The organism is Streptomyces sp. yr375, assembly GCF_900110755.1.
Taxonomy (GTDB): domain Bacteria; phylum Actinomycetota; class Actinomycetes; order Streptomycetales; family Streptomycetaceae; genus Streptomyces.
The window spans coordinates 213950-227676 of record NZ_FOFF01000005.1; the positions used below are offsets into that span (position 1 = coordinate 213950).

General features: G+C 70.9%; 14 protein-coding genes. 2 read left to right on the plus strand and 12 right to left on the minus strand.

What is annotated here, in order from left to right; translation table 11 throughout:
* Positions 1 to 110: 110 nt before the first annotated feature.
* The 11 genes from BMZ82_RS08400 to BMZ82_RS08450 form a co-directional block, all read right to left on the minus strand.
* Complete coding sequence (locus BMZ82_RS08400) at positions 111 to 731, minus strand: response regulator transcription factor (RefSeq protein WP_177244428.1); 621 nt, start codon at positions 729 to 731, stop codon at positions 111 to 113.
* A gap of 264 nt (positions 732 to 995) precedes the next feature.
* Complete coding sequence (locus tag BMZ82_RS08405; protein WP_256251815.1) at positions 996 to 1223, minus strand: ferredoxin; 228 nt, start codon at positions 1221 to 1223, stop codon at positions 996 to 998.
* Complete coding sequence (locus tag BMZ82_RS08410; RefSeq protein ID WP_143098837.1) at positions 1220 to 2614, minus strand: cytochrome P450; 1395 nt, start codon at positions 2612 to 2614, stop codon at positions 1220 to 1222. Before BMZ82_RS08410 ends, BMZ82_RS08405 begins: the two co-directional genes overlap by 4 nt.
* Complete coding sequence (locus tag BMZ82_RS08415; RefSeq protein WP_093773346.1) at positions 2611 to 3717, minus strand: terpene synthase family protein; 1107 nt, start codon at positions 3715 to 3717, stop codon at positions 2611 to 2613. The genes BMZ82_RS08410 and BMZ82_RS08415 overlap by 4 nt, the downstream gene beginning before the upstream one ends.
* An 8-nt stretch (positions 3718 to 3725) precedes the next feature.
* The gene (locus BMZ82_RS08420) at positions 3726 to 4811 is read right to left on the minus strand and encodes a polyprenyl synthetase family protein (protein ID WP_093773348.1); all 1086 of its coding nucleotides are present in this window, start codon (positions 4809 to 4811) and stop codon (positions 3726 to 3728) included.
* Entirely contained in the window at positions 4808 to 6166 is a 1359-nt protein-coding gene (locus BMZ82_RS08425; protein WP_093773350.1) for a cytochrome P450, read from the minus strand. Before BMZ82_RS08425 ends, BMZ82_RS08420 begins: the two co-directional genes overlap by 4 nt.
* Before the next feature lie 76 nt (positions 6167 to 6242).
* Positions 6243 to 7478, minus strand: coding sequence for a cytochrome P450 (locus BMZ82_RS08430; protein ID WP_093773352.1), 1236 nt, complete (start codon positions 7476 to 7478; stop codon positions 6243 to 6245).
* Positions 7479 to 7787: 309 nt separating this feature from the next.
* Positions 7788 to 8471, minus strand: coding sequence for a response regulator (locus BMZ82_RS08435; protein ID WP_093773354.1), 684 nt, complete (start codon positions 8469 to 8471; stop codon positions 7788 to 7790).
* Positions 8468 to 9691 carry a sensor histidine kinase gene (locus BMZ82_RS08440; RefSeq protein WP_093773356.1) on the minus strand — a complete coding sequence of 408 codons (1224 nt, stop codon included), beginning with the start codon at positions 9689 to 9691 and terminating at the stop codon, positions 8468 to 8470. The genes BMZ82_RS08435 and BMZ82_RS08440 overlap by 4 nt, the downstream gene beginning before the upstream one ends.
* Positions 9692 to 10626: 935 nt before the next feature.
* Positions 10627 to 10905, minus strand: a complete 279-nt coding sequence (locus BMZ82_RS08445; protein WP_093773358.1) for a PspA-associated protein PspAA — start codon at positions 10903 to 10905, stop codon at positions 10627 to 10629.
* 33 nt (positions 10906 to 10938) lie between these two features.
* The gene (locus BMZ82_RS08450; RefSeq protein WP_093773360.1) at positions 10939 to 11748 is read right to left on the minus strand and encodes a PspA/IM30 family protein; all 810 of its coding nucleotides are present in this window, start codon (positions 11746 to 11748) and stop codon (positions 10939 to 10941) included.
* A 242-nt stretch (positions 11749 to 11990) separates the two neighbouring features.
* Here BMZ82_RS08450 and BMZ82_RS08455 point away from each other — a divergent pair, with 242 nt between their 5' ends.
* Both BMZ82_RS08455 and BMZ82_RS08460 read left to right on the plus strand, forming a co-directional pair.
* Positions 11991 to 12584 (plus strand): DUF3043 domain-containing protein, encoded by a 594-nt coding sequence (locus BMZ82_RS08455; protein WP_093773362.1) that lies wholly within the window; start codon positions 11991 to 11993, stop codon positions 12582 to 12584.
* Positions 12585 to 12667: 83 nt separating this feature from the next.
* The gene (locus tag BMZ82_RS08460) at positions 12668 to 13369 is read left to right on the plus strand and encodes a methyltransferase domain-containing protein (protein ID WP_093773364.1); all 702 of its coding nucleotides are present in this window, start codon (positions 12668 to 12670) and stop codon (positions 13367 to 13369) included.
* A gap of 99 nt (positions 13370 to 13468) precedes the next feature.
* On the opposite strand, the gene BMZ82_RS08465 is transcribed toward BMZ82_RS08460, so the two are convergent.
* Positions 13469 to 13681: a hypothetical protein gene (locus BMZ82_RS08465; RefSeq protein ID WP_093773366.1), complete on the minus strand. Its 213-nt coding sequence runs from the start codon at positions 13679 to 13681 to the stop codon at positions 13469 to 13471.
* Positions 13682 to 13727 lie beyond the last annotated feature (46 nt).

The following is a 13727-nucleotide window of genomic DNA, read 5'->3' on the forward strand; positions in this document are numbered from 1 at the left end:
CTCCCGACCGGCCGGCCGACTCCGGCCCGGGCGAACGACCGGGGAAAAAGCCCGCCCGACCTGGCAGAAGGGCCGGGGTGGTCGTGGGTGGCGTGGTCGCCGAGGCGTGGTCAGGCGCTGAAGCGGTGCAGGGCGGCGCGCTGCGCCGGGGTACCGAAGGGCCCCACGGCGGCGATGAGCTGGGTGCGGGTGCTCACCCCGGACTTGGCCAGCACGTTCGAGACATGGAATTTGACCGTCTTCTCGCTGACCGAGAGCGCCGCTGCGATGGCCTTGTTCGACAGGCCCTGGCAGAGCAGGCCCAGCACGCCGTTCTCCCGGTCGGTGAGCCGGTCCTTGAAGCGGTGGTCGACACCGGGGCGGGCGACGCCGGCCCGCACGGCCTGGAGCAGACACCCCGTCAGCTCCTGCGAGGCGAACCCGTCTCCGGAGGTCACCGCACGCACCGCGCGGACCAGTTCGTCATGGCGCGCATCACGGTGGACGATCGCCCGCACATTACCTCTGACCAGGGCGGCGAGCTTCTCCGGCGCCATGCACTCGATGCCGTAGACCAGCCCGTACGGGGGCGCCGGGGCCGACTTGGCGAGGTCCTGGATCGTCTCGGCAAGGCCGGCTTCCAGCAGGACGACGTCGGCCCGGCACTCGGCGATCCGCCGCAGCGCCTCCCGCTCGTCCGCCGCCTCCGCGACCACGGAGATTCCGGGGTCCCTGGAGAGGATCGTCTTCAAGCCGAAGCGGGCGTGTGGATTCTCATCACAAATAATGACATCGATCGCATCTTCTTTGATCGAGAGTAGCAACGAACCCCCTATGTCGCACCCGAGTACGCAGACGTCACGCGGGAACATAGGAATTCGGAATCGATTCCACAGACGGCCCCCGCCGCGCCCCGAAATCTAGATCAGGCTAATCGAACACGGGCGCGCGGCACAAGGGTTCAGCCAATCACAAGGGGGCTCGCGGCCATCTCTTACCCGGCCCATGAGGCTTTTTCAACCCAGACCGTTCAATTTCGCGTCAGAATTCTCCATCCTGATGGCGGTGCAGGGACAGTTCTCCACGGCGGTTCTGACCGTCGATTCCTGGCCAGGTGGCGGAAATTGCGTCAGGAGGACGACGGTTCCGTCGTCGTCCCGCTGGTCGAACACACCGGGCGCGCTCAGGGCGCACATGCCCGAGCCGCAGCAGCGGTCGTAGTCGATGACGATGCGACCGGTCACGGACAAGATGCGGCCCCCTCGCCCGGGACGTCTTCACCCGGGGCGTCCTCGGCGAGGACGGGCTCGGCACGCATCGGCATGTGGTTCGGGTTGACCGTCGCCCAGGGCATCTCCCGGACCGTGACCCCGTCGGGCAGCGTCAGCCGCCAGCGGCGGACGACCGTGCCGAGCACCACGTGCATCATCGCCCAGGCGAACTGCTCCCCGATGCAGTGCCGCGGGCCCGCCCCGAACGGGGTGTACGCGCCCTTGGGCAGGCTCGCGGCCGGCCGCTCCAGCCAGCGGTCCGGGTCGAAGCGCAGCGGGTCGGGGAAGAACTCGGGGTCCCGGTGCACCGCGTAGGGGCTGTAGAACAGCTCGGTGCCGGCCTTCACGGAGCCGGTGCCCAGCGGGAAGTCGCGGACGGCGCGCCGGGAGATGACGAGGATCGGCTGCCGGACCCGCATGACCTCCTGGAGCACCCGGCGGCTGTACGGCAGGTTCCCCACGTCGGCCATGGTGAAGTCCCGCTCCCCCACCACCTCTTGGACCTCCTCGCGCACCCGGCGTTCGATCTCCGGATGACGGGCGAGTTCGTAGAACAGCCAGGCCATCGCCGTGGCCGCGGTCTCGGAGCCGGCCATGGTGACCGAGACGATCTGGTTGCACAGCTCCTCGTCGGTCATGCCGAGGCCCGTCTCCTCGTCGCGGGCCTCCAGGAGCATGGCGAGCATGCCGGCCCGGCCGGGTTCCGCGGCTCCCTGGCGGTAGGCCAGCATGACGCGGCTGATCGTGTCGCGGAGCTGGGCGAAGGCGCGGTCGAAGCGGCGGTTCATGGGCAGCGGCAGCTTCTCCATCAGGTCGCCCGGCGAGACCGTGCGCCACATGATGGCCTCCAGGACCGTGGGCAGGATCCCGGCGAGTTCCTCGTGGGCGTCCCGTCCGACCACCGAGCCGAACATGGTGCGGGCCAGGATGTTGAAGGTGATGTCCCGCATCGCCCGGTCCACGGGGATCTCCGCCCCGGCCCGCCAGCCCGCCGACTTCTCCTCGGTGACCTCCCGCATGACCTCGACGTAGCGGGTGATCTCGTCCCGGTGGAAGGACGGCTTGATCATGGCCTGCTGACGGCGGTGCTCGTCGCCGTAGGCGTGGATCACCCCGTTGCCGGTGAGCGGCCGCACCTTGTCGTAGAACCGCCCCTTGTCCAGGAGGTCCTTGCGGTCGGTGAGCAGGGTGTGGATCAGCGGCGGCGACGTCACGAACAGCGACGGCATCGGGCCCAGGTCGACCCGGACCAGGTCGCCGTGGTCGCGCAGCGAGGTGAGGAAGCGCAGCGGGCTGCGCATCAGCGCCGCGGCGTGGCCGACGCCGGGCAGCCGCCCGGGGGCGGTCGCGTACGAGGTGTTCACCCACGCACCTCCGTACGCGCCGCCGTCCACGCCGGGGGCAGCGTGCAGTAGGCGTCGTCGCTGAACACCGTGCGCTCGCGGTGCAGGGTCAGCACCCCGGAGCGGGCCCCGCTCCAGGTGTGCCCGGGGCCGTTGTAGCGGGACGTGAGGTACGACCACTGGAGGTTGCCGGCCATCATGTGCCAGAGGGCGTCCAGGTAGGCGCGGATGTCCTCGCGCCCGCCCAGTTCGCCCGCCTCGATGGCCGCGCGGGCCGCCATGAACTCGGCCCGCTTGCCGTCGATGAACGCGAACAGCCGGTCCACGGCGGCCTGGAGACCGAGTCCCTCGCGCAGGTGCAGCACCGAGAGGGCGTTGACGTAGTCGTCCATCATCGCCTCGGCGCGGAACGAGAACAGGTCGTTGGTCAGCATGATGTGCACGAGGGCCGTGTCGACGATGTCGCGCAGCTCCGGGTGGCGCCGGAGGTCCTCGGTGAGGTCGATGCCGAGGCCGTACTCGCCGAGCACGAAGTACATGCCCATGCCCACGCTGTCCTTGCGGACCTCGAGGTACGTGTCGTAGTCGAAGACCCGGTCCTCGGTGCGGGAGGTGATCTCGCGGACGCAGCCGCCGAGGAAGCGGCGGACCTCGCCCATGAACCGGTCCCAGACGGCCGGCGGCATCCCCGCCCGCATCTCCTTCCACAGCCCCTGGAGGACGGAGCCCCAGGCGAAGTCGGCGCCGTCCGCGCGGTCGTCGAGGATGTTCGCCACCCGGCCGAACATCTCGCGCGCCGCGTCGGGATCGCTGCCGATCTTGGTGCGGTCCACCATGGCGTTGTCGAAGACCGAGAGGTACTCGGTGTACTTGCACAGGTGGCGCAGCCGGTCCTCGCGGGCCGTCGGCAGCACCAGGCAGGTCCACAGGGACGCGGTCTCCTCCAGGAGGAGTTCCATCTCGCGCGGGTCGGCCATCGCGAAGCCCATGGTCTCGCGCACCCAGGCGTCCGACTCCCGGCGGATGTCCTCGGTCCTCGGGTGGCTGCAGGCGGGCAGCAGGTAGGGGAATTCCGGAAGGTATATCTGCATGCCGTCCGAGAACGGCTTCGGGATCGTCGACATCGGGTAACTCACCTTTCGCGATGGACGGCGGCGGCCGCCAGCGACTCCAGCTCGGCCAGCGCGGACCGTTCGACGCCGGCCTCGCGCAGCGCCCGGACGGCGTCGGTGTGCCGGTCCTCGATCATCCGCTCGATGGCTTCGGGGGCTCCGGTGGCCGTGACCACGTCCCGCAGTGCGCCCATGTCGTCGGCGCGGAACTCCGGCGCGCCGTAGAGCAGGTCCAGGCGGGCGCTCTGGCGCGGGTCGGCCAGTTCGCGGGCCAGCGCGATGAGCGCCGTGGGCTTTCCCTGGCGGACGTCGTCCGTGCCGTCCTTGCCGGTGACCTCCGGGGCGCCGAAGAGGCCGATGAGGTCGTCGCGGAGCTGGAACGCCTCGCCGAGGAGCAGTCCGAAGGTGTCGTACGCCTTCATCAGCGTGTCGTCCGCGCCCGCGAGCGCGCCGCCGATCTGCAGGGGGTAACGGACCGTGTAGCTCGCCGTCTTGTGCCGGATGATCTTCAGCGCGTCGTTGAGCCGGCCGCCGCGCGCCTCGCCGACGAGGTCGAGGAACTCCCCGTACACCGCGGACGTGCGCAGCCGGGCGAACAGCCGGCGAGCCCGGTCGTCGCGCGCGACCAGCGGGTTGGCGTGGAACAGCTCCTCCGACCAGACCAGGCAGGCGTTCCCGGCGAGCAGCGCGCCGCTCTGGCCGAAGGCTCCGCTCTCGCCCCGCCAGCCGTGGCCGGCGTGCCAGGTGCCGAGCGCCCGGTGGATCGTGGGCCGGCCGCGCCGTACGTCGCTGTTGTCGATGATGTCGTCGTGGATGAGGGCCGCGGTGTGGAACAGCTCCAGCGCGGCGGCCACGGCGACGACGTCGGCACAGGCATCGGTGTCGGCGTAGGCGTCCGGGTCGGCCGCGCCGCGCCAGCCCCAGTAGCAGAACAGCGGGCGGATCCGTTTGCCGCCGTTCAGCGTGAAGGTGCGGAGCGTCTCCAGGACGTCCCGGGTCTCCGGGTGGGTCTCCCGGGTCGTCCGCTCCCGGAGGAAGTCGTCGAGGAGACCGTTGACCCGCGCCGCGACCGCCGAGCTCTCCGTGAACTCGTCGATGAGCGTCACTTGCCGCGCCTGACGACCTTCATGGACAGCTCCCCCGGGACCAGGGCGCCCATCGCGATCGGCTTGACCGGCTCACCGGTGATGGGCTGCACGGACCAGTTCTGGAACAGGGTCGCGAGCACGGTCTGCGTCTCGAACCAGGAGAAGGACTCGCCGATGCAGTTGCGCACGCCCGCGCCGAACGGCATGAACGCGCTGCGCGGAACCTGCTTGGCCCGCTCGGGCAGCCAGCGGTCGGGGTCGAACGCCTCGGGGTTGTCGTAGACCTTGGGGTCGTGGTGGACGGCGTAGATGGAGTACAGCACCTCGGAGCCGGCCGGGATGCGGTGGCCGCCCAGCTCGGTGTCCGTCACGCACTTGCGGCCGAGCGCCCACACCGGCGGATACAGCCGCAGGGCCTCCTGGATGACCCGCCGGGTGTAGTCCAGCGCGCGCAGGTCGGTGGCCTGGACGGGGCGGTCGCCGACCACCTCGTCGACCTCCTCCTGGAGCCGGCGCTGCACCTCGGGGTGGCGGCCGAGCAGCATGCAGCTCCAGCTCATGGCGCTCGGCGTGGTCTCGGAACCCGCCGTCAGGAGCGTCATGAACTCGTCCTGGATCTGCTTGTCCGTCATCGACTTGTTGCCCTCGTCACGCGCGGTGAAGAGGAGGTTCATCAGGTCGTCGGGGCGCTCGCCGCCGGGGCCCTTGGCACGGTAGTCGGCGATGATGCGCCGGCCCATCGAGTACAGCCGGCCGACGGCGCTGTGGAACTCGCGGCTGGAGCGGCTGGGAATGCGGTCCAGGAGCGCGGGCGGGATCGCCGCCCGCTTCTCGACCCCGGAGATCACGATGGGCATGGACCGGAAGACCTCGGCCACGTCCTGCTCGACCATGTCGGTGGAGAACAGCGCCTTGATGACGACGCGCACGGCGAGCTCGTAGAACATGCTGTACATGCCGACGCGTTGACCGTCGCGCCAGGTGTCGAAGACCTCGGTCGCCGACTCCCGCATGACGTCGACGTAGCTGCCGATCTTCTCGTGGTGGAAGGCGGGCTGCATCAGCAGCCGCTGCCTGCGGTGGAAGTCGCCCTCGGACAGCAGGATGCCGTTGCCGAGCAGCGGGCGCGCCTGGTCGAACTGCATGCCCTTCTCGAAGGACTTGGCCTTGCGCACGAGGATGTCGTAGAGCATGTCGTGGTCGCTGACCACGTACGCCGGCTTGGTGCCGAGCCAGATCCGCACCAGACCGCCCTGCTCGCTCGCGGTCTGGAAGAACTTGAGGGGGTTACGGAACATCTGCACGGCGTGGCCCGCGAGCGGAACGCGTCCCGGCATGGGCGGGACGTTCGGTGCGGCAGTCGCCAAAGCCATGATCTTTTCCTCCGTGGAGTGGCTTGCTGCGAGGGGGGAGGCAGATGGAGAAGGGGAAAGGGGCGTCGGCGGGCGGTCAGGAGCAGGTGACCGGCAGTCCGGCCAGGCCCCGGAAGACGAAGCCGCCGGGCAGGTACTGCGGGGTGAAACCGTCGGCGAGCCGCAGTCCCGGCAGGGCGTCCGCGAGGGTCTCCAGGGCGATACGGGACTCCAGGCGGGCGAGCGCGGCCCCCACGCAGAAGTGGATGCCGAGGCCGAAGCCGAGGTGGCGCGGCGGGCCCTGCCGGTCGAGCCGGAACGTCTCGGGGTCGTCGACCTCCCCCGGATCGCGGCCCGCCGCCGCGAACATCACCCGCAGCCGGGCGCCCTCGGGCACCTCGGTGTCGCCGACGCGCAGCGCCCGGGTCGCGACGCGCGGCGCGCCCTGCACGGAGGAGTCGAAGCGCAGGGTCTCCTCGACCGCCGGGCCGATCAGCTCCCGGTCCTTGACGACGGCCTCCCACCGGGCGCGGTCCAGGAGCAGTTGGTGGACGGCGTTGGAGATCAGGTTGCTGGTGGTCTCGTGCCCCGCCGCGATCATCACCCGGAGGGCGACGACGGCGTCCTCGACGGTGCACACCGGGTCCGCGGCCTCGGACGCCCGCACCAGCTCGGTGAGCAGGTCGTCGGCGGGCTCCCGGCGCCGCTGCTCCAGCAGGTCGAGTACGTACTTCTCGTACGTGACGACGTTGGTGGCGCAGTGCACCTGCTGCTCGGGCGGCAGCGGGACGACCTGGAGGGCGAGCCACTCGTTGTTCCAGCCCTTGACCATCGCCCGGTCCGCCTCCGGGATGCCGATGATGTCGCAGATCACCGTCATCGGCAGCGGGTAGGCGAACTCCTGGAGCAGGTCGCCGCCGCCCTTGGCCGCGAGGTCGGCGACGAGCCGGCGGGCGATCTCCCGGATCGCGCCCTCGCGGCGGCGCAGCGCGCGGGGCGAGAAGTACTCGCTGATGAGGGTGCGGAAGCGGGTGTGGGCCGGCGGCTCCACGTTGTAGAGGGCGACCCGGAAGAACAGCGAGCCGTCCAGGATCTCCTTCGCCTCGGGGCAGAAGGGATAGGAACCGTCGAGGTTGTAGCGGCTCGTGAAGTGCTCGTGGTCGCGCTGCACGGCCTCGATCTCGGCGCGGCCGGTGACGATCCACTCGTCCAGCGCGCTCTGGTGGGCCACCGGATGCTGCTCACGGGCGCGGGCGAACGCCGCGTACGGGCACGCACGGTAGGCCTCGGATCCGGGATCGAAGAGTTCTGCCACGGACGTGTCGGACGACATCGGTGCGCTGGCCTCCTAACGACGGGGCGGTCCCCGGCCACCGGGAGGGCGGTCGATCCGAACCCGCATGATCTGCACGTCAGCATCGTCGACGCGATCATCGGATGTCTTCGGCCGAGAGGCCAGGATCCACCGACCCGGCGGAAGGCGGGGCCGGCCCCCACACTGGTCTCCGGACCAGGCAACGGCAGGGGGGACGGCGGGGGGCGGGAGGCCGGTTCGTCGGCTGGGCACAGGGGCGTTGTGCGTCGTGGTGGTGAGCGGCGCTCGGGGGCGGCGGGCGGGGGCTTCGCCGGTCTCGCCGGGTGCTTACTCTGCCCTCGGGCGTACCAGGCCCGATTCGTAGGCGATCACCACGAGTTGGGCGCGGTCGCGGGCGCCCAGTTTGGCCATGGCCCGGTTGACGTGCGTCTTCACGGTCAGCGGGCTGACCTCCAGGCGCTCGGCGATCTCGTCGTTGGAGTGCCCGCCTGCGACCTGGACGAGGACCTCGCGCTCGCGCACGGTGAGGGTGCCGAGGCGGGCGGAGCGGGCCGGGTCGTGGTCGTCGTCCGCCGTGCCGCCCTGGGCGAGGAAGCGGGCGATGAGGCCCTTGGTGGCGGTCGGCGACAGCAGCGCCTCGCCGCCCGCGGCGACCCGGATCGCGCTGAGCAGTTCCTCGGGCTCGCTGCCCTTGCCGAGGAACCCGGAGGCGCCGGCCCGCAGCGACTGCACCACGTAGTCGTCGACCTCGAACGTCGTCAGGATGACCACCCGGACGGCCGCGAGAGCGGGATCGGCGCTGATCATCCGGGTCGCGGCGAGACCGTCCGTGCCGGGCATGCGGATGTCCATCAGGACGACGTCGGCGCGCTCCTCCTTCGCCAGCCGGACCGCCTGCGCGCCGTCGGACGCCTCGCCGACCACCTCCATGTCGGGCTCGGAGTCGACGAGCACCCGGAACGCGCTGCGCAGCAGTGCCTGGTCGTCGGCGAGCAGGACACGGATGGTCATACGGTCTCCCCCGTGGTGGCCGTGCGGGTCTTGACCGGCAGGATCGCATGGACGCGGAAGCCGCCTCCGTAGCGGGGACCGGTGGTGAGGGTGCCGCGCAGGGCGGTGACGCGTTCGCGCATGCCGAGCAGGCCGTGGCCGCCGCCGACCGCGGGCGCCTCGTCGCCCGCGGGGTGGCCGTTGTCGAGGACCGTGACCTCGATGTTCGGTCCCACGCGGACGACGCTGACCTCGGCCTTCGCCGCCGCGCCCGCGTGCTTCTGGACGTTGGTGAGGGCCTCCTGGATGACCCGGTAGGCGGCCAGGCCGACGGCGGCCGGGAGGGTGGTGCCGTGGTCGGTGCGGGCCACGTCGACCTGGAGTCCGGCGTTGCGGAAGGTGCCGGCGAGTTCGTCGAGGCGGTCCAGACCCGGGGCGGGTTCGGTGGGGGCCTCGGGGTCGCCGGACTGGCGCAGCAGGCCGACGGTGGCCCGCAGTTCGTTGAGCGCGGAGCGGCTGGCCTCGCGGACGTGCGCGAGGGCCTCCTTGGCCTGGTCGGGCCGCTTGTCCATGACGTGCGCGGCGACCCCGGCCTGCACGTTGACCAGAGCGATGTGGTGGGCGACGACGTCGTGCAGGTCGCGGGCGATGCGCAGGCGCTCCTCGGCGACGCGGCGGCGGGCCTCCTCCTCGCGGGTGCGTTCGGCGCGCTCGGCGCGGTCGCGGATGGCCTGGACGACGGCCTTGCGGCTGCGGACCGCGTCCCCGGCGGTGGCGCCGATGCCGGTCCAGGCGAGGATCCCCAGGTTCTCCTGCGCGTACCAGGGCAGTGGTCCGGCGAGCATGGCGGCGCCGGTGAGGACCGTCATGGTGAGCAGGCCTGCCCGCAGGGTGGTGGCGCGGTCGGTGGTGGCGGCGACGGTGAACAGGGCGACGACGGCGCACATGGCGACGGGGGCGCGGGGGTCGCCGGTGAGGCACTCGACGAAGGAGACGGTGCCGGTGACGGCCAGCACCCTCATGGGGGCGCTGCGGCGGAAGACGAGGGCGACGGCGCCGAGGGTCATCAGGAGCAGGCTGAGGGGGTCGGGGGTGTGGATGCTCCAGCTCACGCCGCGGTCGCCGTGCGGGTTGATGAAGGAGCCGGCGAGCATGCAGAGGAGTACGGCGGCGGCGAGGGTGGCGTCCAGGGCGAGGGGGTGGGCTTGCAGCCGGCACTGGGCTCTGGCGAAGGGGGTCACTGGTTGGTCACCGTCGCTTTCCGTACCGTCACCGGGGGCTGCCGCCCCCAGCCCCCCACTGTCGGCCCTGAAGGGCCCGGGCCCTCGTCCTCAAACGCCGGACGGGCTGATTATGCGGGCCCCCACCTGAAAAGCACCCACCCTCAGACCACCCGAACACTGCCCCCGGCACTGAAAAGTAGCCGCCACATCCCCGAAGACCCGCTCCCCCCCCTCAACACCGAAGACCCGCCCGGCCCCGGATGAGCCGCCCAGTCCTGAACGCGCCCTCGGCCCCGGATGAGCCGCCTTGCGCTGGAGGCACCCTCATCCCCGGATGAGGCGCCAGCCGGGGATGAGCCGGCCAACCCTGGATGCGCCCTCGGCCCCGGATGCACCGACCCGGTCCTGGATGCACTTTCAGCCCTGAATGAGCCGCCTAGCCCTGGACGCACCCTCAGCTCCGGATGAGCCACCCAGCCCCGGATAACCGGATAAGGCGTCAGCCGGGGATGCGCCCTCAGCCCTGGACAAGCCGCCCAGGGACGCGCCCTCCGCCCTGGATGCACCCTCGGCCCTGGATGAGCCGCCAGCCCTGGACGCACCCTCAACCCCAGACACGCCGCCAGCCCTGGACACACTCTCTCTCAGCCCCAGATGAGCCACCCAACCCTGGATCCGCTCTCCGCCCCGGATGCGCCGCCCAGCCATAGATCAGGCGTCAGCCGGAGAGATGAGGCGTCAGCCCCGGATGAGCCCCCCCCAGCCCCGGATAAGGCGTCAGTCGGGGATGAGGAGTCAGCCCCGGCCGAGCTGCCCGGACCTGCGGCCGAGCTGCCCGGACCTGCGGCCGAGCTGCCCGGACCTGCGGCTGAGCCGGCCGGACCCGCGGCTGAGCTGTCCGGCCCTGGATGAGGTCTCAGTCGGGGATGAGTCGCCTGGCCCCAGATGAGGCTTCAGCCGGGGATCAGGCCGTCGTCGCTCAGCATTTCTCGGACCTGCTCCAGGCTGGCGTCCGGGGACGGGAGGATGAGTTCCGAGGGTTCCAGGGCGTCGTCCGGGAGGGGGGTGCCCAGGCGGCGGACTGCGGAAAGGAGGGCGGCGAGGGTTTGGCGGAAGCCCTCCTCGTCGCCGCTTTCCATCGTGGCCAGCAGTTCGTCGTCCAGCTTGTTCAGTTCGACGAAGTGGGAGTCGGCCAGCTTCCACTGGCCCTCCCCCATGATCCGTACGATCATGTCGCTCTCCTCGGCTCCGGGCCCCGGCGCGGGCTACTGCTTGTCGAAGCGCGGGGTGTCCTGCGGCTGCTGCTGGGACTGAGACTGGGACTGCGACTGGCTCGTGCCACCTTCGATGGCCTGCTGCCCGGCGGAGCTGCCGCCGGCCAGCTCTGCCTTCATGCGTTGCAGTTCCAGCTCTACATCCGTACCACCGGAGAGGCGGTCCAGCTCGGCCTGGAGGTCGTCCTTCGCGATGCCCGTGGGGTCGTCGAGGGCGCCGGAGGCCATCAGCTCGTCGAGGGCGCCGGCCCTCGCCTGGAGCTGGGCGGTCTTGTCCTCGGCGCGCTGGATGGCCAGGCCGACGTCGCCCATCTCCTCGGAGATGCCGGAGAAGGCCTCGCCGATGCGGGTCTGGGCCTGGGCGGCGGTGTAGGTGGCCTTGATGGTCTCCTTCTTGGTGCGGAAGGCGTCCACCTTGGCCTGGAGGCGCTGGGCCGCGAGGGTGAGCTTCTCCTCCTCGCCCTGGAGCGTGGAGTGCTGCGTCTCGAGGTCGGTGACCTGCTGCTGGAGGGCGGCGCGGCGCGACAGCGCCTCGCGGGCGAGGTCCTCACGGCCGAGCGCGAGCGCCTTGCGGCCCTGGTCCTCCAGCTTGGTGGACTGCGACTGCAACTGGTTGAGCTGGAGCTCCAGCCGCTTGCGCGAGGTGGCCACGTCGGCGACGCCGCGACGGACCTTCTGGAGCAGCTCCAGTTGCTTCTGGTACGAGTAGTCGAGGGTCTCGCGCGGGTCCTCGGCCCGGTCAAGGGCCTTGTTCGCCTTCGCGCGGAAGATCATCCCCATACGCTTCATGACACCGCTCATGGGCTTCGCGCGCCCCCTTCTGACGGACAAGCTCACAGGTCTGCGACAGAACCCACAGTACGGGCCCTGCATCCATTGACGCACTGTTCGGGGACGGATGCGCTCATCCCCAAGGACGACTGACCAGGCTCTTACTCCGGCCAAAGGAGTAGGTGACCCTCAGGGTGTAAGACGTCCAGTGTTGCCGGATCGTTCCCCTCCGGGCTGGGGTCCATGCCCGGGAGCGCTTACCCTTGGGTTTTGTGTTCCGTAGCCGTGCCAAGGAAGAGAAGGCCCCCGCCGACGCGGTGGTGACCGACTCCAAGCAGACCCGCGACCCGCAGGCCCCGAAGGGCAGGCCCACGCCCAAGCGCAATGAGGCCCAGTCCCAGCGCCGCAGCGTCGCCAACACGTCGATGTCGCGCAAGGACGCCTCCAAGCGTCAGCGCGAGGAGCGCCGTGCCCAGCTCGACCGGCAGCGCCAGGCGCTGGCGGGCGGTGACGAGCGTTATCTGCCGGTCCGTGACAAGGGGCCGGTGCGCAAGTTCGCCCGCGACTTCATCGACTCGCGGTTCAACGTGGCGGAGTTCTTCCTGCCGATGGCCGTGATCATCCTCGTGCTGAGCATGGTGCGGGTGGGCTCGTTGCAGACCATCGCGCTGCTGCTGTGGCTGGTCGTGATCGTGCTGATCGTGCTGGACTCGCTCGTCACCGGCTTCCGGCTGCGCAAGCAGCTCGCCGAGCGCTTCCCCGACCAGAACCGGCGGGGCGCGGTGGCCTACGCGCTGATGCGCTCGCTCCAGATGCGCCGGCTCCGGCTGCCGAAGCCGCAGCTCAAGCGCGGAGCGCGGCCCTGAGCACTGCGGCTTTCTCCGGGGGAGCGGCCGAGGCCTGGCTGAGCAGGCTGGGCGGGCTGCGGGATGTCGTACGACAGGAGCTGGTGGCCCGGCAGCTCGACGAGCAGATGGCGGGCCGCTACCCGGTCGGGCAGCGGCTGCGGGTCCTCGACGTCGGGATGGGCCAGGGCACGCAGGCGCTGCGGCTGGCCCGGCTCGGTCATCAGGTGACCGGTCTGGAGCAGGACGCGACGATGGTCGCCGCGGCCCGCGAGGCGCTGTGCGGCGAGCCCGAGGGCATCCGGGAGCGGATGCGGATCATCGAGGGCGACGGCCGGGACACAGGGGTGCACTTCCTGCCCGGCAGTTTCGACGTGGTGCTGTGCCACGGCGTGCTCATGTACGTCGAGGAGCCGGACCCGCTGCTCGCCGGGCTCGCGCGGATGCTGGCCCCGGGCGGACTGCTGTCGCTGCTGGTCAGGAACGCGGACGCGCTCGCCATGCGGCCCGGGCTGGCCGGCGACTGGGCGGCCACGCTGGGCGCCTTCGACACGGCCGCCTACCGCAACCGGCTCGGTCTGGACGTACGGGCGGACCGGCTGTCGACGCTGACCGGCACGCTCGCCGGGATCGGGGCGCCGCTCCAGGCCTGGTTCGGCGTGCGGGTCTTCACGGACACGGCGGCGGACGACACGGAGATCCCGGGCGACGTCGACGCTCTGCTGGCCGCCGAGGAGCGGGCCGGGCGGACCGACCCCTACCGGCAGGTCGCGGCGCTGCTGCACCTGTGCGGTGTGCGCGGCTGAGCGGACGTACTCCGCTCGTACTCCGCTCTTAAGAGTGAACGGCGGTCGGGGTGGCCGTGGTGCGCCGGCCACCCCGACTCGTACGCGTGGTGCGCGCGGTCAGGCCTCGTTCGCCCGCAGGCTCATCGGGCCGTAGATCTCGGTGGAGTCCTCGAACAGCCGCACCTGCTCCGCGCCGCCTTCGAGGAGGTCCTTCCACACTTCCCCGATCCAGGACTCGGCGTCCCCCTGCGTGGTGAACTCCTCGGGCTCCACCGCGGGTGGGACCTCCGTCCCGTCGGCCTTCTCGAACCGCCACGTCCATGCCGCCATGTACGCCTCCCAGCTATGACCACGTGCAGAGCAGAAGCCGGATCTT